21 protein-coding genes are annotated in these 17,800 nt (G+C 61.2%); 5 read left to right on the top strand and 16 right to left on the bottom strand.

The window, feature by feature from the left end; translation table 11 throughout:
• Window positions 1–7: 7 nt before the first annotated feature.
• The 6 genes from ACSQ8R_RS01395 to ACSQ8R_RS01370 form a co-directional block, all read right to left on the bottom strand.
• Window positions 8–160 carry a hypothetical protein gene (locus ACSQ8R_RS01395; RefSeq protein WP_007760770.1) on the bottom strand — a complete coding sequence of 51 codons (153 nt, stop codon included), beginning with the start codon at window positions 158–160 and terminating at the stop codon, window positions 8–10.
• 20 nt (window positions 161–180) lie between these two features.
• Entirely contained in the window at window positions 181–1,884 is a 1,704-nt protein-coding gene (gene kdpA / locus ACSQ8R_RS01390) for a potassium-transporting ATPase subunit KdpA (protein WP_436251735.1), read from the bottom strand.
• 51 nt (window positions 1,885–1,935) lie between these two features.
• Window positions 1,936–2,025, bottom strand: a complete 90-nt coding sequence (locus ACSQ8R_RS01385) for a K(+)-transporting ATPase subunit F (protein ID WP_111561755.1) — start codon at window positions 2,023–2,025, stop codon at window positions 1,936–1,938.
• 304 nt (window positions 2,026–2,329) lie between these two features.
• The gene (locus ACSQ8R_RS01380) at window positions 2,330–2,500 is read right to left on the bottom strand and encodes a hypothetical protein (RefSeq protein WP_436251734.1); all 171 of its coding nucleotides are present in this window, start codon (window positions 2,498–2,500) and stop codon (window positions 2,330–2,332) included.
• Between the two features lie 10 nt (window positions 2,501–2,510).
• Window positions 2,511–2,801, bottom strand: a complete 291-nt coding sequence (locus tag ACSQ8R_RS01375; protein WP_436251733.1) for a hypothetical protein — start codon at window positions 2,799–2,801, stop codon at window positions 2,511–2,513.
• A gap of 11 nt (window positions 2,802–2,812) precedes the next feature.
• Window positions 2,813–3,151, bottom strand: a complete 339-nt coding sequence (locus tag ACSQ8R_RS01370) for a hypothetical protein (protein WP_436251732.1) — start codon at window positions 3,149–3,151, stop codon at window positions 2,813–2,815.
• Window positions 3,152–3,225: 74 nt separating this feature from the next.
• Here ACSQ8R_RS01370 and ACSQ8R_RS01365 point away from each other — a divergent pair, with 74 nt between their 5' ends.
• Window positions 3,226–4,473, top strand: coding sequence for an NAD(P)/FAD-dependent oxidoreductase (locus ACSQ8R_RS01365; RefSeq protein ID WP_436251731.1), 1,248 nt, complete (start codon window positions 3,226–3,228; stop codon window positions 4,471–4,473).
• Between the two features lie 102 nt (window positions 4,474–4,575).
• The gene (locus ACSQ8R_RS01360; RefSeq protein WP_436251730.1) at window positions 4,576–5,874 is read left to right on the top strand and encodes an NAD(P)/FAD-dependent oxidoreductase; all 1,299 of its coding nucleotides are present in this window, start codon (window positions 4,576–4,578) and stop codon (window positions 5,872–5,874) included.
• A 7-nt stretch (window positions 5,875–5,881) separates the two neighbouring features.
• Here the strand turns inward: ACSQ8R_RS01360 and ACSQ8R_RS01355 are convergent, their stop codons facing one another.
• Together ACSQ8R_RS01355 and ACSQ8R_RS01350 are read right to left on the bottom strand one after the other, a co-directional pair.
• Window positions 5,882–6,538: a TetR/AcrR family transcriptional regulator gene (locus ACSQ8R_RS01355; RefSeq protein ID WP_436251729.1), complete on the bottom strand. Its 657-nt coding sequence runs from the start codon at window positions 6,536–6,538 to the stop codon at window positions 5,882–5,884.
• 218 nt (window positions 6,539–6,756) lie between these two features.
• Window positions 6,757–7,287 (bottom strand): gluconokinase, encoded by a 531-nt coding sequence (locus ACSQ8R_RS01350; protein WP_436251728.1) that lies wholly within the window; start codon window positions 7,285–7,287, stop codon window positions 6,757–6,759.
• Between the two features lie 166 nt (window positions 7,288–7,453).
• On the opposite strand from ACSQ8R_RS01350, the gene ACSQ8R_RS01345 reads away from it, so the two are divergent.
• Window positions 7,454–8,692, top strand: a complete 1,239-nt coding sequence (locus tag ACSQ8R_RS01345; protein ID WP_436251727.1) for a TadE/TadG family type IV pilus assembly protein — start codon at window positions 7,454–7,456, stop codon at window positions 8,690–8,692.
• Between the two features lie 3 nt (window positions 8,693–8,695).
• Here the strand turns inward: ACSQ8R_RS01345 and ACSQ8R_RS01340 are convergent, their stop codons facing one another.
• The 6 genes from ACSQ8R_RS01340 to ACSQ8R_RS01315 form a co-directional block, all read right to left on the bottom strand.
• A complete protein-coding gene (locus ACSQ8R_RS01340; protein ID WP_436251726.1) occupies window positions 8,696–9,727 on the bottom strand; it encodes an AbrB family transcriptional regulator in 1,032 nt (343 codons plus the stop codon).
• Window positions 9,728–9,897: 170 nt separating this feature from the next.
• Window positions 9,898–10,383, bottom strand: a complete 486-nt coding sequence (rirA, locus tag ACSQ8R_RS01335; protein WP_436251725.1) for an iron-responsive transcriptional regulator RirA — start codon at window positions 10,381–10,383, stop codon at window positions 9,898–9,900.
• Window positions 10,384–10,796: 413 nt separating this feature from the next.
• On the bottom strand, window positions 10,797–10,928 hold the full coding sequence (locus ACSQ8R_RS01330; RefSeq protein WP_436251724.1) for a hypothetical protein: 132 nt from the start codon (window positions 10,926–10,928) through the stop codon (window positions 10,797–10,799).
• A 73-nt stretch (window positions 10,929–11,001) separates the two neighbouring features.
• Window positions 11,002–12,063, bottom strand: a complete 1,062-nt coding sequence (locus ACSQ8R_RS01325) for a M48 family metallopeptidase (protein ID WP_436251723.1) — start codon at window positions 12,061–12,063, stop codon at window positions 11,002–11,004.
• The gene (locus tag ACSQ8R_RS01320) at window positions 12,053–13,147 is read right to left on the bottom strand and encodes a YjgN family protein (RefSeq protein ID WP_436251722.1); all 1,095 of its coding nucleotides are present in this window, start codon (window positions 13,145–13,147) and stop codon (window positions 12,053–12,055) included. Before ACSQ8R_RS01320 ends, ACSQ8R_RS01325 begins: the two co-directional genes overlap by 11 nt.
• 171 nt (window positions 13,148–13,318) lie before the next feature.
• Window positions 13,319–14,815, bottom strand: a complete 1,497-nt coding sequence (locus ACSQ8R_RS01315; protein ID WP_436251721.1) for a CoA-acylating methylmalonate-semialdehyde dehydrogenase — start codon at window positions 14,813–14,815, stop codon at window positions 13,319–13,321.
• Between the two features lie 112 nt (window positions 14,816–14,927).
• Here ACSQ8R_RS01315 and ACSQ8R_RS01310 point away from each other — a divergent pair, with 112 nt between their 5' ends.
• Both ACSQ8R_RS01310 and ACSQ8R_RS01305 read left to right on the top strand, forming a co-directional pair.
• Window positions 14,928–15,281 (top strand): putative quinol monooxygenase, encoded by a 354-nt coding sequence (locus ACSQ8R_RS01310; RefSeq protein WP_436251720.1) that lies wholly within the window; start codon window positions 14,928–14,930, stop codon window positions 15,279–15,281.
• Entirely contained in the window at window positions 15,268–16,149 is an 882-nt protein-coding gene (locus tag ACSQ8R_RS01305) for a LysR family transcriptional regulator (RefSeq protein WP_436251719.1), read from the top strand. The genes ACSQ8R_RS01310 and ACSQ8R_RS01305 overlap by 14 nt, the downstream gene beginning before the upstream one ends.
• 80 nt (window positions 16,150–16,229) lie before the next feature.
• On the opposite strand, the gene ACSQ8R_RS01300 is transcribed toward ACSQ8R_RS01305, so the two are convergent.
• Window positions 16,230–16,475, bottom strand: a complete 246-nt coding sequence (locus ACSQ8R_RS01300) for a helix-turn-helix domain-containing protein (RefSeq protein ID WP_436251718.1) — start codon at window positions 16,473–16,475, stop codon at window positions 16,230–16,232.
• A gap of 312 nt (window positions 16,476–16,787) precedes the next feature.
• Window positions 16,788–17,786, bottom strand: coding sequence for a TRAP transporter substrate-binding protein (locus ACSQ8R_RS01295; protein WP_436251717.1), 999 nt, complete (start codon window positions 17,784–17,786; stop codon window positions 16,788–16,790).
• Window positions 17,787–17,800 lie beyond the last annotated feature (14 nt).

Here is a 17,800-nt window from a genome sequence, read left to right as displayed (position 1 = left end):
GGTTCGATCAGCCGCGCAAGACTTCGATCACGAGCACAACGGCAAGAATGACCGCCGTCATGATAAAAATTGCATAGGATCCGTAGGGGTTCTGCTCACCCTTGCCTCGCTTTTGCGAGGCAAGGGTGGCCTGTCTGCGGAGGGCTTTGCGGATGCTCATGGCATTGCTCCCTCAGTACCTCAGAAGGTCTGGCCGGCGATCATGACCAGGTGTTCGACGACCGGGCCGAGTGCCAAAGCCGGCATGAAGGTGAGGCCGCCGACGATCAGGATCGTGCCGACCAGCAGGCCGACGAAGAGCGGGCCGTCGGTCGGGAAGGTCCCTGCCGAGGCCGGAACCGTCTTCTTGGCGACCAGCGAACCTGCAATCGCAAGTGCGGGGACGATGACCAGGAAGCGGCCCATCAGCATGCCGATGCCGAGCGTCACGTTGTACCAGGGCGTGTTGCCCGTCAGACCGCCGAAAGCCGAGCCGTTGTTGGCCGCAGCCGACGTATAGGCGTAGAGGATTTCGGAGAACCCGTGCGGGCCGGCGGTGCCGACCGAGGCGACGGCAGACGGCATGACCGAGGCGATCGCCGTGAAGATCAGCATGGCGAGCGGCAAGCAGAGGATGGCGAGCACGGCCATCTTCATTTCCTTCGCCTCGATCTTCTTGCCGAGATATTCCGGCGTGCGGCCGACCATCAGACCTGCCACGAAGACCGCGACGACGATGAAGAGCAGGATGCCGTAGAAACCCGCACCGACGCCGCCGACGATGACTTCGCCAAGCTGCATGTTGATGAGCGGGACCAGGCCGCCGAGCGCGGTGAACGAACCGTGCATGGCGTTGACCGCGCCGCAGGAAGCCGCCGTGGTGATGACCGCGAAGAGCGAGGACATGGCGATGCCGAAGCGGACTTCCTTGCCTTCCATGTTGCCGCCCGTGAGGCCCAGGGAATGCATCAGCGGATTGCCGGCGGCTTCCGCCCAGTAGGCGACGATTACGCCGGCGACGAACAGCACGCCCATCGTGGCAAGGATCGCCCAACCCTGGCGCTGGTTGCCGACCATGCGGCCGAAAACGTTGGTCAGGGCAGCGCCGATCGCGAAGATCGACACCATCTGGACGAGGTTGGATATCGCATCCGGGTTTTCGAACGGATGGGCGGAGTTGGCGTTGAAGAAACCGCCGCCGTTGGTGCCAAGCATCTTGATGGCAAGCTGCGAGGCGACCGGCCCCAGGGCAATGGTCTGCTTGGCGCCTTCCAGCGTCGTCGCCTCGACATAAGGCCCAAGCGTCTGCGGCACGCCAAGATAAACGTAGACCAGCGTCAGCACGATGCAGATCGGCAGCAGGATATAGAGCGTGGCACGGGTCATATCGACCCAGAAATTACCGATCGCCTTGCCGGAAGCGCGCGAAAATGCGCGAATGAAGGCAACCGCAATCGCGATGCCCGTCGCGGCCGACAGGAAGTTCTGGACGTTGAGGCCAACCATCTGGGCCAGGTAGGACATGGTGCTTTCGCCGCCATAGTTCTGCCAGTTGGTATTGGTTGTGAAGCTGACCGCCGTGTTGAAGGCGAGTTCCGGGGGAACCGCCGCCATTCCGGCAGGATTGTAGGGCAGCACGTCCTGCAGGCGCAGGATCGCGTAGAGAACGACGATACCGAGCAAGTTGAACATCAGCATGGCGAAAGCATAGGAGGTCCAATGCTGGTCCTCGCGTTCGCTGGTGCCGGCCACGGCATAAAGCCCCCGTTCGATCGGAACGAGGACGGGTGACAGAAGAGTGCGCTCGCCTGAAAAGACACGCGTCATGTAACCGCCGAGCGGTTTGACGAGCGCGATGATGATTCCGCAATAAAGCAGGATCTGAAGCCATCCGTTGAGGGTCATTTGGGGTTAACTTTCAATACCCGGCAGCTTGACTAGAAGCGCCAGTTCTCTTCAAAAGCGTTCGGGGCGAATGAGAGCGTAGGTGAGGTAGACGGTGAGAAACACGGTCACGGCACCGCTCAGGACATAATCGAAGATCATCGGAGCTTCTCCCTTCAAAGCCTGTCGCAGGCGCGGGTATAGGCAAGGCAGAGACCGATGAAGACGACTGCGGTGCCGAGTAGAATGACGTCCATCATGGATCTGGACTCCTGTTGTTGAGGCGAGGCCGGACAAGGCAAAGGGTGCCATCCTGATGAGACGGCACCTTGATGCTTTCCGGCTTGGAGATGATCTTTGCGATCTCTCTGACCCTAATATGCGGCGCGACCGCATAGGGGTTCGAGACGGAGCACAGAGGAAAGAAATAAAAATCCTATAGGAATTTCGTTCTCTCCGGCGGCGGCTATCCCCAGGAGGCCGCCGCAAAGGTTATGGCATAGGCGAAAACGAGCACGACCAGCATGACCGCAAGCATGCCGAGGATGATGCTCGACGCATGCAGATGGTCCGGATTCCCGAAATTACGGGAGCGCGGATAGACATGTCCGCGTATGTGGTAGGCGACCCTGGACATCGCGTTATCCTCACGCCCGTCCGACGATCTTCATACGGGATGTGATCGCGTCGGCGCGCGTGGCCGGGGTCTCGAAAACCGGTCCGAGGCTCAAGGTCACCTCTTCCGGCACGCAGCAGACGGCACCGGGTATATGATCGCTTTCAAACATGGCGAAATGCACCGCCGACGCCCGGTCGGTGAACAGTCCGCCGACGCGACCCTCGCGGTCGGAGACGATCCAACGGCCGCCGGCATCGCGGCCGACCATGAAACGCACGCCGCGCGCGTGAGGTTGGCTTTTCAACATTGCCTTGTTCATCGCGTTTCCCCTCAGGCCACCATCATGGAAACAAAACCCGCGGCGCAGAGGCCGAAACCGATGACCCCCAGAAGCCTCAGGAAGACCCCGAGATTCGCATCGACCCGGCGATCTGGCTGCAACAGTCGATGCTGCCGGGCCTTGGCTTCAGCAAGATGCAGGACGTAAACGCTCCCCAAACGACCAAACATTTCAGTCACTCCTTGTTGGGATTGGCCCGCGGCGTTGTCGCGCGGGCCGGCATCGAAACCGATGCACGATCCAGAAGGTAGCGACGGCCCCATAGGCTTTCGATTGGAGGCGCCATGCGAAGAAATAGGGAATCCATATGAGCAATGGCGATTTTTCATTTGCGCCGCAGCATTCCGGGCGGCATGTTCGAAATCCTCGAACTATAAAAGACTTGGGAAATGGAATTCAGATCATGACAGCAGATGCGATCGTGCTGGGAGCCGGTATTGTCGGCGTTTCGACGGCATTGCAGCTCGCCCGGCGCGGCAAATCGGTGGTTCTCGTCGACCGCAAGGACCCCGGCATGGAGACCTCCTATGGCAATGCCGGCCTGATCCAGCGCGAGGGCGTCGTGCCCTACGGCTTTCCCCAGCAGTTCGGCCTGATCCTGCGCTACGCGCTCAACAACCGCATCGACGCGCATTATCACTGGAAGGCCATCCCATCCGTCACCTCGTTCCTGGCGAAATACTGGTGGCACTCGAACCTGACCCGCCACCAGCTGATCGCGCGCGCCTACGCGCCTTTGATCGAGCACTCGATCGCGACCCATAACGAGCTGATCGAGGAGGCCGGAGCCCAGGATCTGATCGCCAAGAACGGCTGGACGGAAGTGTTCCGCACCCGCGGCAAGCATGACGGCGAGATCGGCGAGGCCGAGCGGCTCCGCAAGGAATACGGCGTCGCGTTCAAGGAGCTTTCGCCTGCCGATATCGCCGAGCAGGAGCCCAATCTCTCCAATGATTTCGTCGGCGGACTGCGCTGGGAAGATCCGTGGTCGGTCAAGGACCCGCTGGCCCTGACCCGCGCCTATGTGACACTGTTCGAAAAGCTCGGCGGTCGTGTGCTCAAAGGCGATGCCAAGAGCCTGTCGCAGACCAAGACCGGCTGGCGGATCGTCGCCGGCGACGGCACGGTGGAAGCCAAGGACGTCGTCGTGGCGCTCGGGCCCTGGTCCGATACGGTCACAAAACCGCTCGGCTACAATTTCCTGGTCGGCGTCAAGCGTGGCTACCACATGCATTATGCCGCCAAGGGCAATGCCAAGCTCAACGGCTGGACCATGGATGCTGAGCGCGGCTATTTCCTGGCGCCCATGAACCAGGGGATCCGCCTGACGACCGGCGCGGAATTCGCCCGCCGCGATGCGCCCAAGACGCCGGTACAGCTGGAGCGCGCCGAAGCAGTCGCCCGCAGCATCTTCCCGCTCGCGGAGCGGCTCGACCAAGAGCCGTGGATGGGCGCCCGCCCCTGCACGCCGGACATGATGCCCGTGATCGGCAAGGCGCCGCGGCATGACGGCCTGTGGTTCGCCTTTGGGCATGCGCATCACGGGCTGACGCTCGGACCGGTGACCGGACAGGTGATTGCCGAAGCCATCGCCGGGGAGAAGACATTGATAGACATCTCCGCCTACAGGCCAGAGCGTTTCAACGCCTAGTTCTGTTCGCTTTGGTGGGCTGGTCTGCAAGCAGCAGGGATTGTCGGGGAGCCTTGCGCGTGACCGGCGTGGGGTACGACGCCTATATCAGGATCGTGTGAGATGGCCTTCAGGACGACCGACAATCCCCGCCATGCGAATTCCTGGTACGCGGCTTCCGCCAAGGACAAGCGTGCCCGCCCTGCCCTCATTGGCGACACGGAAGCGGATGTCTGCGTTGTCGGCGCCGGCTTCACCGGGATTTCCGCGGCGCTCGAACTTGCCGAGCGCGGATATTCCGTCGTGGTGCTGGAGGCGCAGCGCATCGGTTTCGGCGCATCGGGCCGCAATGGCGGCCAGATCGTCAACGGCTACAGCCGAGATCTCGAAACCATCGCCGGCCGTTATGGCCACGAGAAGGCGGCTAGGCTCGGGGCGATGTCGCTCGAAGGCGGCGAGATCATCCGCGGCCGGGTAGAAAAATACGGGATCGACTGCGATCTGGTGCATGGCGGTTTCTTCGCGGCCTTCACCGACAAGCAGATCCGCGACATGGAGCATCACAAGACCGACTGGGAAAAATACGGCCATGGCGGGCTGGAGATGGTCCCCAGGGCAGATGTCGGCAAATACGTGAAGACCGATCGGTATGCCGGCGGCATGATCGACAGGCTCGGCGGCCACATCCACCCCCTCAATCTCGTGCTCGGAGAAGCCGCGGCGTTCGAAAGCCTTGGCGGACGCATCTTCGAAGCCTCGCGCGTGACCGGCCTCGACACGGGCGAAAAACCGGTGGTGCGGACCGAAAAGGGCTCGGTCAACGCCTCGTATGTGCTCGTATGCGGCAATGCTTATCTCTCCCCGCAGTTTCCGGAGATCAGCGGCCGGATGATGCCGGTTTCCAGCCAGGTGATGGCGACGGAACCGCTCGACGCCGCGCTGATCGAGAGCCTGCTGCCGGCCAATTACTGCGTCGAGGACGCCAATTACATCCTCGACTATTACAGGCGTACCGCCGACAACCGGCTGCTCTACGGCGGCGGCATCGGTTACGGCGGCCACGACCCGAGCGACCTCACGGGCGTCATCCGCCCCAATATGCTGAAGACGTTTCCACAGTTGAAGGACGTGAAGATCGACTATGCCTGGAGCGGCAATTTCGCGCTTACCCTCACCCGCATCCCGCATGTGGGAAAACTGTCGGACAAGGTCTATTTCTCGCACGGCGACAGCGGCCACGGCGTGACCACCACGCATCTGCTCGGCAAGATCCTCGGCGAGGCGGTCTCCGGCCATGCGGAACGCTTCGACATCTGGTCGTCGCTCCCCAACCTGCCTTTCCCGGGCGGCCGGACCTTTCGGGTACCACTCACGGTGCTCGGCGCCTGGTGGTATGGAGTGCGTGACCGGCTGGGCGTGTAGCCCAAGATCAGAGCGACGCCGGGAAGCTGCCGGTGAGGTAATAGGTCGCCTGCGCCCGGACAATGGACTTGAACTGCGCCACAGTTCCGGCCGCTTCGTCTTCCGGAACCATGAGAGCCAGCCGCAGGGTGGCGCCCGCCATGTGGAACATCACCAGGAGCGTCTGCGCATAACTTTCCCGCAGACGCTCTTCGACGAAATGTTCCGTGGCCTTGTAAAATACGTCGGCCTGAAAGCGGGTCTCCGCGATGTCGAGGTCCGCAAGCGCCTTGTCCGCCTGGATGGCGTTCAGGAGGTCCTGGGTCGCCGGCCTTTCCCGCATGTTATGGTAGTACATATCGAAGAGCGCTTCCGACGCGTGCAAGGCGTCTTCGGCCGTGGCGATCTTTTCGATCTGCTCCACCACCAAGGAACGAACCTCGTCGACGTAGCGCTCGTAGAGCGTTGCGATGATGGCGGACTTATTCGGGAAATACTGATAGACCGATGCGATAGGCCCGCCGGAGAGGGCGGCTATCTCCTTCATGGTCACTGCGTCGATGCCCTTCTGGCCGATCAGTTCCATGGATACTTTCAGGATTTCATCGATGCGCTCGCGGCTTCGCTCCTGTTTCGGCACCCGGCGAAGGGCACCCCGCCCCGGTCCTTGCGTCGAATCTGGCATCCGCAAACCGTCTCCTCAAACACCTGCCAACCGCTGCCTTTCGTTGCCGATGAAGTCACGGTAACTCGGGGCAGAATTGCTTGAACACAAACTGTTTGTTTATACGATGCCCGAAGAGCATCGGATCACGAAGGCCGGTAATTTTTAGAATACTTTACACGCCGATGCACAAGACAGAACATCGGAGAAAACCAGAGCTTAAATCTAATTATCTATGCTCAACCGAGCGCGGTAATACCACCGAAAGCCTTATCGGCAATGATATCGACACTTGCATCGATGTCGACAGTTACCACCCCGACCTCATGCTCCGGGCTTTCCAGGGTGGCGAGCTGGCTCTGAAGCAGTGACGTGGGCATGAAATGGCCGGTGCGCGCACCCATCCGTTGCTCAAGCACCTTGGGGTCGCCGGTGAGGAAGACAAAATAGAGCGTGCCGCCGCTCACCCGCCGCAACCGGTCCCGATAGGCTTGCTTCAAGGCCGAGCAGGAAACCACCACGCTTTCGCCCCGTCCTCTCGCCTTCGCCAGTTCGCTGCCGACGAGATCGAGCCATGGCCAGCGGTCGTCGTCGGCCAGCGGAATGCCCATCGCCATCTTGGCGACGTTCGCCTCCGGATGCAGCCGGTCACCCTCCACGAACGCGCAGCCGATCCGCGCGGCGAGATGTTCGCCCACCGATGTCTTCCCCGATCCGCTGACGCCCATGACGACGATTGCAAGGGGAGACGAGAGTTCGATTGCGGGCATAATTAACTTCCATTGATAAGGCGTTCATGGGTGGAAAGGCCAAATATAGAAACTGAGTTAACCTCATGTTTTCCAATTCTCTTACGGGACCCTTAGTCGGACTGCGATAAAAGGACCCACCTTCTACCGAATTACGTCCTCCAAATCCAACTTGAGATCCACGATCATGCGGCGACTCATCAATATTATTGTGCCTCGCATTTATCATATCCTGCGTGATAGGGGCGGCAATTTTGCGATAGCGACTGCTCTCGCGCTGCCGGTCCTCGTGACGACCGCCGGCGGTGCGATCGACTTTGCCCAGGCCTCGTTGGAACGCGGCCGGCTGCAGGGCGCGCTCGACGCGGCCTTGCTCAGTGCCGTCGCGAAACCGGATATCACCAGCCAGCGCCGGGAAGCGCTGCGGTTTCTGACCGATACGGTTCCGGAAGACACGGATCTCGACGCCGCGCTTGTCGTCGCCGAGAATACCGACGGCAGCCTGACGGGTACCTATGCCCAGGGCGTCCCCACCAATTTCCTCGGCTTGCTCGGCATCCACGCCATCGACGTCAAGGTCCAATCCACCGCCATCGCGAACAGGAACCCGAAACCTTCAGGCGCATGCATCTACGTGCTCGGCAATGCGTCTCAGGCGGTGCTGATCAATTCGGGCGCCAACGTGCATTCGGAGAAATGCGGCGTGGAGGTCAGTTCGACCCAGAACCCGGCCTTCATCATGAATAGCGGGGCGACGATCGACACGCCGAGCTTCTGCGTTGCCGGCACCCAGTATATCAAGAATGGCGGGACGCTCAGCAACCTGAAACCGGGCTGCAAGGTTTCCGGAGACCCCTATGCCGACAGCATTGCCGAGCCGGTTGTCTCCTCGACCTGCACGACCAGCGGCACAAAGGACGGAGCGGTGCAGGAAATGGCGCCAGGCGTCCATTGCGGCACCACCTTCAACGGATCGCCGAAGATCACGTTCAAGCCCGGCCTCCATATCATCAAGGGTCGGATGATCATCAATTCCGGCTCGACGGTCATCGCGGAGGGCGTGACCTTCTATTTCCCCGATACCGACAGCGAAATCCGCGCCAATGGCGGCTTGAGCTTCACGGCATCGGCGCCGACCAAGGGCACCTACAAGGGTATCCTGATGTTCGAAAAGACCAGCGATGCCGCCAACAATGGCCGCAAGCGGCAATACATTTTCAACGGTTCCAATGGCGAGACGCTCGAGGGAGTGATCCATCTTCCCAATCGCGACGTCACGTATAACTCGACCACGAACCAGACGAACCTGATTACCCTCGTGGTCAATACGATGATCATGAACTCCGCGAACTGGGAGATCGAACCCTATGCGGGAGCCGCCGGTGGAACCGGTTCCGAGGTTACATCGGTGCGCCTCGTCAACTGACCCTCAACGCTGCCGGGCGTCCTTGCCGAGCACGGTCGGCATCAGCACCGACAGGAACATCAGCCGCAACACGTGATGGGCGCCGACATAGGTGGGGTCGGCATGCAGCATGACTGCCATCGCCGACATGGTTTCGAGCCCACCCGGCGCAAAGGCGATCAGTGCTGCATCGAGCGGCACACCGGTCAGGTAGGAGACCCCGCCGGCGATTGCCGCCGCCAGCATGATGACGACCACGGTCACCACGCCGCCGGCGATAAAAGCGGTGCGCAATTCGCCGATCGACACGCCGCAGAAGCGCGTGCCGATGACCGAACCGAGGATGACGTAGGTCGGAACCAGCAGCCAGTCCGGAACTCCGCCGCTGATGAAGCCCGTCACATGCGTGGCGATCGACACAACGACGCCGCCAAGCAGCAACGCCGCCGGAAAATTCCAGCGCATGAACAACAGGCCGAACAGCGCCGACACCGCAAGCATGACCAGGAGAACAGGCGCGCTCATCGCCAGCGGCGCCAGAACGGGATCGGTGCCGACAAGATCGAAAACCTCGACGATCAACGGGACCGTGATCGTCAGCGCCAGCACGCGCACGCTCTGGCCGACGCTGACTGCGCGCAGGTCGCAGCGGGTTTCGGCGGCGAGACTGAGCACATAGCTCAGATGGCCGGGGGACGAGGCAAGCAGCGCGGTGATCCGGTCATAATGGAAGAACCGCTGCAGCACCCACGAACTCGCATAGAGCAGGATGACGACCGCCACGAGCACCATGACGAAACTCAGCGGCCAGGTGCGCGCCGCGACGACCACCTCCGGCGTGACAGTCGCCCCCATCGACACCCCGACGACGATGAAACAGACGCTGCGGACCTGCGCCGGCACCGCCAGGTTCAGTCCGGCAAGCCCCGCAATGGTGATGGCGATCGCCGGGCCGATCAGATAAGGGGCTGGAAAAGCAACGAGAATTGCGATCAACGCACCGGCGGTGCCGATCAGCGCGGTCAGCGCGAAAGCGCGCAATTCCGAAGGAGACATGGCTTAGACCCTGAAGGCGCCACAGGAAGGAAAACTGACAAAAGCCAGAAAACGCCTGGTCCCCTTCTATGGCAAATGCGCGCGAGGTCAAGCTCTTCTGCGGCATGCGGGGAATAGCAAAAGGCGCCAGCCTCAGCGGTGGCGCCTTCAGGAAGCATTAGCGGGCAGGATCAAGCAGCCGGCGCGACGGCCTTCGGTGTAACGACCTTCGGCAAGTGCAGCATGTCGATACCCAGCAGGAAGTTGATCTGCGGACGCGCCTTGACGAGGTCGTCGATCGTGTATTCGGCGAGCACGTCGAAGAATGCATTGAGTGCCTTGCGAAGCGCGGCGTTCAGGCCGCAGCTGTCAACCAGCGGGCATTCCGCGACCCCTTCTTCGAAGCACTCCGCCATCGCGAAGCTATCCTCAGTCACCTTGATGACATCGAAAAGGGTGATCCGGTCAGCAGCGCGGCCAAGCCTTACGCCACCGTTGCGACCGCGTACTGTCTCCACCAGACCGGCCTTGTTGAGCGGCTGGAGGATCTTGAAGAGGAAGAGTTCGGAAACGCCGTATGCTCTTGCGATCTCGGGGATGCGGCTGAGGTGGCCATCGTTGGCCGCACAATACATCAGCATCCGTACTGCGTAATTCGTCTGTTTGGTCAAGCGCATGCTGGTCTCCCGAGACTCGTACCCGCCCTATATAATGGCTCCGCTAGTTTTGAACAATTCCAAAATAAGAAAATTGTCATCAAGTTTCCGAGCCGCGTCAGATTGCCTTCATCGGCACGGAATTCAAGCGGCGAATTGCCCCTCCCACAACCGAGAACCGGAAGACCGAGGTTCAGGCTGGAGCAGCGACCCTTGCTCCGCGGTCCGCCGAGCGGCGACTTCAGTCCCTGTCGAACGGTTTGTGCAAAGATAGCCGACGATATCGCGCGGGTTTGGCATCGGCCGAAACAGAGAGACGGCGGAGCGCGACTTCGGCCGATCGAACGGGAACCGCCGAGTATGGGTCGATTTCCCGAAGCCTCAGAACGCTATTGCGGATCGGCGGCGGTTTACAGGAAAAGTTCCGGCACGCATTAACCGGTCATCGTGATCGCCACCCAGGCCGGGACGGCGACCATCATCATTGCAGCCAGCAGACTAAGGCCGATTTTCGCCAAATACGCGCGGCGGGCGCGCTTCGCATCCCACTCGTACACCATGGACATACATCCCCACTCCTACTCCGCATGCTAAATTAGAATAACCTGCGGATACGTCAATGGTGGCTATGGATCACGGCTACCTTGCCTGAAGCCTACCTTCCAGCTCGGCGGCGTAGTTGCGGATGTCCTGCTGGCGCTGCGGGGTGCCGGGATGGCTCGAGAGAATGCTTGCGTCCTTATGATCTCCAAGCTTGTCTTCGAGGACCGCGAAGAAGCGGGCAAGTGCGGCCGGGTCGTAACCGGCCGCCCGCATCAACTCGACGGACCGGCGGTCTGCCTCCGCTTCCGCTGCACGGGAATAGGACAGCGCCACCAATGCGGCGCCCTGGGTGAGGATGTCCTCGACGCCCGAGCCGACATCGCCCGCAATCAGCATGACCAGCGCCGCAACGCCTGCGGCGCGGTAGAGTTGCCGCAAGCTGTGCTCGCCCTCGACGTGGGCGATCTCGTGGCCGAGCACGCCGAGGATCATCTCCCGGTCGCCATTGGCGAGCTTTACCAGATCATCGGTGAGGATCAGGCTGCCATCCGGCAGTGCGAAGGCGTTGGGGCCGATCAGGCCATCCCGGAAGTAAAGATCATAGGCGCCCTGCCCGCCTTTCGAATGCGTGGCGAGTTTCGAGAAGCCCTCGGAGATCGCCTGTCGCTCGCCTTCCGGCAGTTCGGAGGGCTTGAGGATCGTTCGATCGAGGGAGGCGAGCGTGCCGGAGCCGATCAATTCCGGCACGAAGGGCGGCGTCACCAGGACCGCGACTTCCACCAGAACGGGAACGGCGAAGCGGTAGATCGTGGTGGCCAGGAGGATGACGGCGAGCGTCATCAGGATCAGCCTCGGATGGAACTGTTCCAGCCGATGGATCAAGCCGCTGCGCGGGCCGCGCTTGCCGCGCAGATAGGTGTCGACCCCGTCGTTGTCGCGCGTCTCGAACACGGATCCGTCCGGAAAGCTCACCCGCCGCGGGATCGAGCCGACCCGCGGGCTGATCTCGGTCCGCTCCGGCACGGCCGACGCAAGGACCCGCCCCTCTTCAACCGCCACGAGGAGGACGCCGTCCTCGCGCAGGACAGCCGGGATCGCGCGGCTGGAATTGGCCGGATGCCATTCACCCGTCGCGATCGCCATGTCTTCAGAAGCCAAAGTCGAAGCCTTCCATGTCCATATATTCAGCGCTGATCGCAGCACCGCTCGCCTCGATGGAGGAGAGAATTTCACCCGGATCGCCATTGATGCTGATGCCGGTGTGTTCGTTTACATACCGCGCCATCCGGACAGCCGCCCAGGGGCGCATCAGTCCGAGCGTCAGGACGGTGACGATCACGTTGCTGATTGCGATCCAGGCATAACGCAGCCGGGAGATGTCGCTGACCAGTTGATGGCGCCCGTCAAGCTCCGCCGCCGACCATGCGACGTTGCGCACACCCGCCCGATAGAACAGACCCGCGAGACCGTAGAGGATGAAATAGATGAACACCCCGGCATAGAGACCGGCGACGCTCAGCATGGTCATCTGCGTGTCCGTCAAGTCGGCGCTTTCCCGCATGAAGGTCGCGGCACCGATAATCACGACGAAGGCAATGAAACCGAAGACGAGGCTGCCCAGGAACACGATCAATGCCGGCAGGAGCCAGACGCGATAGAGCCGGCCGAGCCGAGGGTCGCTGGAAAACGGCCGGTCGCCATAACGCAGGTTGTTGAAGATGTATCGCCAGGTCCATCGGCTCGCGAGCGGCGCCAGGATGCCGAAGGAAATGAATGCGACGAAGCTGCCGAGTAGGATAGCAACGAAGGCGCCGCCTGCGGTGCCGACGAAATCGAAGCGCACGTTGCGGTAGCTCGTCACCCGGGCGTTGAAGCGCAGGCTGCGCTTGATGAGCCAGGGAAGCGCGACCAGGATCACGATCGGGGTGACGATGCCGATCGGCGGAAAGATCGCCGTGCCGATGTTGATTGCGATCAGAAAGCCGAAGACGATCAGCCGGCCGATGAATATCTGCTTGCCGGTTGCGTGATATTCGAAGGCGCGGTCGAGGATGACCGTGTTGCCGTAGAAATATCGCATGCGCCGCACCTTCGCCCAGGCCGAGTAGATGCCGAGGGTGACGATCGTCAGCAGAACGTTGACGATCCATATGCCGAAATATTCGCTGGCGCTGCCGGTGAAGGATGCGCGCTCAAAAACCTGTCCCGTCGCCGCCCGAGGCGCCGTCTCTGCTACCGCCATGATGTCATGCCCCCTTGCCGAATACCGAAGACGGACGCCTGCCCGATTCTTCGCGTCATTGTAAGGGCGGGGCATGTCATTTCAATCATCGCTCTACATCGCGAAGCTCTCGACCATAAAAAAACGGGCCCCCGAAGAGGCCCGCCCTGATGCTTTGAACTGATGTTCCGATTACTTCATCGTCGGCATGACGAATTCGGCACCGTCCTTGATGCCGGACGGCCAGCGGGCGGTGATCGTCTTGGTCTTGGTCCAGAACTTGATCGAATCCGTGCCATGCTGGTTGAGATCGCCGAAGCTCGAAGCCTTCCAGCCGCCGAAGGAGTGGTAGGCGAGCGGAACCGGGATCGGCACGTTGATGCCGATCATGCCGATATTGATACGGCTGGCGAAATCGCGGGCGGCATCGCCGTCGCGGGTGTAGATCGCAACGCCGTTGCCGTATTCGTGCTTCATCGGCAGATCGAGCGCTTCCTCGTAATTATGAGCGCGCACGACCGAGAGGACCGGGCCGAAGATTTCCTGCTTGTAGATGTCCATGTCGGGCGTGACGTGGTCGAACAGCGTGCCGCCGACGAAATAGCCGTTCTCGTAGCCCTGCAGCTTGAAGCCGCGGCCATCGACCAGCAGCTTGGCGCCTTCCTCGACGCCACGGTCGATCAGGCCGTTGATACGGGCATGCGCTTCCTTGGTGACGACCGGGCCCATATCGGCCTTCTCGTCCGTATAGGGGCCGATGCGCAGGGACTCGATCTTCGGGATCAGCTTTTCGACGAGACGGTTGGCGGTTTCCTCGCCAACCGGAACGGCGACCGAAACCGCCATGCAGCGCTCGCCGGCCGAACCGTAGCCGGCACCCATCAGCGCGTTGACGGCCTGATCGAGGTCCGCATCCGGCATGATGATCATGTGGTTCTTGGCGCCGCCGAAGCACTGGGCACGCTTGCCGTTCATCGCCGCCGTGCCATAGACGTAGCGGGCGATCGGGGTCGAGCCGACGAAGGAGACGGCGCCGATATCCGGATCAGTGAGGATCGCATCGACGGCTGCCTTGTCGCCGTTGACGACGTTGAGGATGCCGGCAGGCAGGCCCGCCTCGATCATCAGTTCGGCAAGCCGGATCGGCAGGGACGGATCGCGCTCGGACGGCTTCAGGATGAAGGCATTGCCGCAGGCGATTGCCGGCGCGAACATCCACATCGGGATCATGCCCGGGAAGTTGAACGGCGTGATGCCGGCTCCGATGCCGACCGGCTGGCGAATCGAATACATGTCGATCTGCGGGCCGGCGCCTTCGGTGAATTCGCTCTTGGACAGATGCGGGATGCCGATCACGAATTCGCAGACTTCCAGGCCGCGGATGACATCGCCCTTGGAATCCTCGACCGTCTTGCCGTGTTCCTTCGACAGCATCTCAGCCAGCTCGTCCATGTTCTGGTTGAGCAGATCGACGAACTTCATGAACACGCGGGCGCGGCGCTGCGGGTTGGTGGCAGCCCATTTCGGCTGCGCCTGCTTTGCGTTTTCGACCGCAGCACGGATTTCCGAAACGCTGGCGAGCGAAACCTTCGCCTGGACTTCGCCGGTTGCCGGATTGAAGACATCAGCCGTGCGGCCGCTGGTGCCGGCGACATGCTTGCCGCCAATGAAATGCCCGATCTCACGCATGGGTATGCTCCTCCATTTTGTTAGGTGGCCGAAGTCTACACTTCAATTTGCACAAAGCAATGGAATGAAATAAGCATCCGTTGTGCAAAAATTAAAGCAAGCGCGAGAGAAGATGATGCGTGAGCAGGTCGTCAGAATTGCGGAGCTGGAAATCGATCCGGCCCAGATCGAACCCTATCGAGCACTGCTTTCCGAAGAGATCGAGGCGTCCATCGACAATGAACCGGGCGTGCTGATGCTGCAGGCCGTCTCGGAAAAAGAGCGGCCCGAGCAGATCCGCATTCTGGAGATCTATGCGAGCAGAGAAGCCTATGAAGCCCATCTGCGGACCCCGCATTTCCTGAAATACAAGGACGGCACGGCGGATATGGTGAAGTCTCTCAGGCTGATCGACGTCGAGCCCATCATGATGCGGGCGAAACGCGCTGCAGGCACGGAAAAGACGAACGGCAATGAACTGGGATGATGTGCGTATGTTCCTGGCCGTCGCACGGACAGGCCAGATTCTCGCCGCCTCCCGGCGGCTCGGGATCAATCACGCGACGCTCGGGCGGCGGGTGACGGCGCTGGAGGAGGATCTGCGCACCCGCCTCCTCATCCGCCGGACCAATGGCTGCGAGCTGACCGCCGAGGGCGAAGTGTTCTTCCGGGCCGCCGAGCGGATGGAGACGGAGATGCTGGCCGCGCAGGCGAGCACCGGCCGCATCGACGCGGCGATTGCCGGGACGGTGAGGATCGGAGCGCCCGATGGGTTTGGCGTCTCCTTCCTCGCCTCGCGGCTCGGGCGGCTGACGCGCCGACATCCGGAACTCAAGCTGCAGCTGGTGCCGGTGCCGCGATCCTTCTCGCTCTCCCAGCGCGAGGCGGACATCGCGATCACCATCGAGCGGCCGGAACAGGGCCGGCTCGTCTCCTCGAAACTGACCGATTACACGCTGGGGCTCTATGCCTCGCAGACCTATCTCGATCAGGCCGGAACGCCGCGGACGGTCGAGGCGCTGAAAAGCCATCCGCGCATCGGCTATGTCGAAGACCTGATCTTCTCGCCATCCCTGAATTTCACCGGCGAGGTGATGCGGGACTGGGATGCGAGCTTCGAGATTTCGAGCGCCATCGGCCAGACCGAGGCAGTGCGTTCCGGCGCCGGCATCGGCATTCTGCACGACTACGTGGCGCGGCAATATCCGGAACTGGTGCGCGTGCTGCCCGAGACCATCATTCGGCGATCCTACTGGACCACCTATCATGAAACGACGCGCGATCTGATGCGGCTGAGGACGGTGGTGGAGTTCCTGAAGGAACTGGTCGATGGGGAAAGCCACATCTTTGTGTGACGGATCGAACGGGTCTTCACGGCGAAGAGATCGAAGCCCCAAACAGGGTCCGGCCGCCGAAGCGGCCGGAAAACCTTGTGTCAGGAAGGCAGGAAGGTCGTGACCGGAACCTTGAGTGCCGCAGCGATGCGCTTCAGCTTGGCAGGATCGGCATCGGTGCCGTTTTCGATGCGAACGATCTCGTCGTTGACGAGGCCGGTCGTGATGGCAAGTTCTTCGATGCTGTAGCCGACAGTGCGGCGCGTTTCGGCGACGACCGAGGCAATGTGCTGCAGAGAGAGTTTCGCTCCATTGGCGGATGCGAAATTATTGATCGAGATTGTCATTATATGCTCCTTCTAGAATGGCCTGCCGAAAACCGGTCAGGTGAAGGGGGACGAACGCCCGAGACGCAGGTGTATAAAAAATTAGGCACCGGCTGCCGCAAACATAGGCATGCTAACGACCGAGACAAGGGCAAATAGTGCAGTGCACAAGAATGTGTTCGCTTTCAGGTCGAAAGAAGGCGGCGTCAAATTAGTTAGCTCACCCAAAAGAGCTAAAAGCAGGGGTTTTTTATCAAAATTGAGCTGAAAAAACAAAAGCGGCACCGCGTTTGCAGTGCCGCATTAATTTTCTTTAACTTTTCAGAAACGATATCAGGCCGACTGGATCGACTTGATCCGATCGATCCCGCCGACGATGGCGGCGAAATCCTGCCAGACGCCTTGCGCGCCCTTCTGCCACTCCTCCAGGGCTTCGGGCTTCAGCAGTTTACCGCCATTCTTGAGCGAAACGGCGACGGATGCCGCCTCGTCATCGACGATGAGCTGGTTGAAATAGGCCGCCCCCTCCTTCGATGCCTCCTGGAAGACCGCCTTCTGCTCGGGGTTCAACTGGTTCCAGAAGCTGGCGGAATAATAGATGACGCCGGAAGCCCAGATATGGCCGGTTTCGGTCATGTAGGGCACGACTTCATAGAGCTTGAAGCCGGCATAGGCGGATTTGGTGAGGTCCATGGCGTCGGCAACGCCAGTCGCCAGCGCATTGTAGGTCTCGGTGATCGGAATGCCGACCGGGGCGGTACCGAAGGCGCTCCACAGCTTGGTGTGCAGCGGGCTCTGGATGACGCGGATCTTCTTGCCCTTCAGCTGTTCCGGACGGGTGACCGGCTCCTTGGTGAGCAGGTGGCGGGCGCCGTAGTTGATGAAATCGCCGATGACAAAATTCTGGGCGGCGAGCTTCTGCTTGAGATCGGCGCCGACATTGCCTTCAACCGTCTTGCGGACATGGGCTGCGTCACGGAACAGGAACGGCAGGTCGAGGACCTGCAGTTCCGGCACCCAGCCGGACAGCGAGGAGACAGTCGAAAGGCTTGCCTGCACGGACCCGAGGCGGGCGCCTTCGGCCACTTCCTTCTCGCCGCCGAGCGCGCCGTTCTTGACGACGTTGAACTTGAACTGGCCCGGCAGCCTGGCTTCCACCAGCTCGCCGATCTTTACCCAGATCTTCGATTCCGGCTTGTCGTCACCAAGCAGCGAGGCGGTGGTGATCGTCGTGGTGCGGGCGGCGGCGTTGCGTACGAAGACCGGAGCGGCGAGCGCTACGCCGGTTGCTGCGGCAGTCTTCAGAAGGGTTCGGCGGTTGATGTTGTCCATGTCTCAAGGTCCCC

Origin of the sequence: Neorhizobium sp. LjRoot104, assembly GCF_964253725.1 — a bacterium.
Classification (GTDB): Bacteria; Pseudomonadota; Alphaproteobacteria; order Rhizobiales; family Rhizobiaceae; genus Neorhizobium.
This window is presented reverse-complemented; position numbering and strand designations above follow the sequence as displayed.

What these genes read in the sequence shown, in the direction of transcription:
- ACSQ8R_RS01395 (WP_007760770.1), bottom strand. Translation starts at nt 160, where the DNA reads ATGAGCATCCGCAAAGCCCTCCGCAGACAGGCCACCCTTGCCTCGCAA.
- ACSQ8R_RS01375 (WP_436251733.1), bottom strand. Translation starts at nt 2,801, where the DNA reads ATGAACAAGGCAATGTTGAAAAGCCAACCTCACGCGCGCGGCGTGCGT.
- ACSQ8R_RS01300 (WP_436251718.1), bottom strand. Translation starts at nt 16,475, where the DNA reads ATGACAATCTCGATCAATAATTTCGCATCCGCCAATGGAGCGAAACTC.
- ACSQ8R_RS01365 (WP_436251731.1), top strand. Translation starts at nt 3,226, where the DNA reads ATGACAGCAGATGCGATCGTGCTGGGAGCCGGTATTGTCGGCGTTTCG.
- ACSQ8R_RS01360 (WP_436251730.1), top strand. Translation starts at nt 4,576, where the DNA reads ATGGCCTTCAGGACGACCGACAATCCCCGCCATGCGAATTCCTGGTAC.
- ACSQ8R_RS01305 (WP_436251719.1), top strand. Translation starts at nt 15,268, where the DNA reads ATGAACTGGGATGATGTGCGTATGTTCCTGGCCGTCGCACGGACAGGC.
- ACSQ8R_RS01315 (WP_436251721.1), bottom strand. Translation starts at nt 14,815, where the DNA reads ATGCGTGAGATCGGGCATTTCATTGGCGGCAAGCATGTCGCCGGCACC.
- ACSQ8R_RS01370 (WP_436251732.1), bottom strand. Translation starts at nt 3,151, where the DNA reads ATGAAAAATCGCCATTGCTCATATGGATTCCCTATTTCTTCGCATGGC.
- rirA (WP_436251725.1), bottom strand. Translation starts at nt 10,383, where the DNA reads ATGCGCTTGACCAAACAGACGAATTACGCAGTACGGATGCTGATGTAT.
- ACSQ8R_RS01310 (WP_436251720.1), top strand. Translation starts at nt 14,928, where the DNA reads ATGATGCGTGAGCAGGTCGTCAGAATTGCGGAGCTGGAAATCGATCCG.
- ACSQ8R_RS01385 (WP_111561755.1), bottom strand. Translation starts at nt 2,025, where the DNA reads ATGATCTTCGATTATGTCCTGAGCGGTGCCGTGACCGTGTTTCTCACC.
- ACSQ8R_RS01330 (WP_436251724.1), bottom strand. Translation starts at nt 10,928, where the DNA reads ATGTCCATGGTGTACGAGTGGGATGCGAAGCGCGCCCGCCGCGCGTAT.
- ACSQ8R_RS01320 (WP_436251722.1), bottom strand. Translation starts at nt 13,147, where the DNA reads ATGGCGGTAGCAGAGACGGCGCCTCGGGCGGCGACGGGACAGGTTTTT.
- ACSQ8R_RS01295 (WP_436251717.1), bottom strand. Translation starts at nt 17,786, where the DNA reads ATGGACAACATCAACCGCCGAACCCTTCTGAAGACTGCCGCAGCAACC.
- ACSQ8R_RS01345 (WP_436251727.1), top strand. Translation starts at nt 7,454, where the DNA reads ATGCGGCGACTCATCAATATTATTGTGCCTCGCATTTATCATATCCTG.
- ACSQ8R_RS01350 (WP_436251728.1), bottom strand. Translation starts at nt 7,287, where the DNA reads ATGCCCGCAATCGAACTCTCGTCTCCCCTTGCAATCGTCGTCATGGGC.
- kdpA (WP_436251735.1), bottom strand. Translation starts at nt 1,884, where the DNA reads ATGACCCTCAACGGATGGCTTCAGATCCTGCTTTATTGCGGAATCATC.
- ACSQ8R_RS01380 (WP_436251734.1), bottom strand. Translation starts at nt 2,500, where the DNA reads ATGTCCAGGGTCGCCTACCACATACGCGGACATGTCTATCCGCGCTCC.
- ACSQ8R_RS01355 (WP_436251729.1), bottom strand. Translation starts at nt 6,538, where the DNA reads ATGCCAGATTCGACGCAAGGACCGGGGCGGGGTGCCCTTCGCCGGGTG.
- ACSQ8R_RS01340 (WP_436251726.1), bottom strand. Translation starts at nt 9,727, where the DNA reads ATGTCTCCTTCGGAATTGCGCGCTTTCGCGCTGACCGCGCTGATCGGC.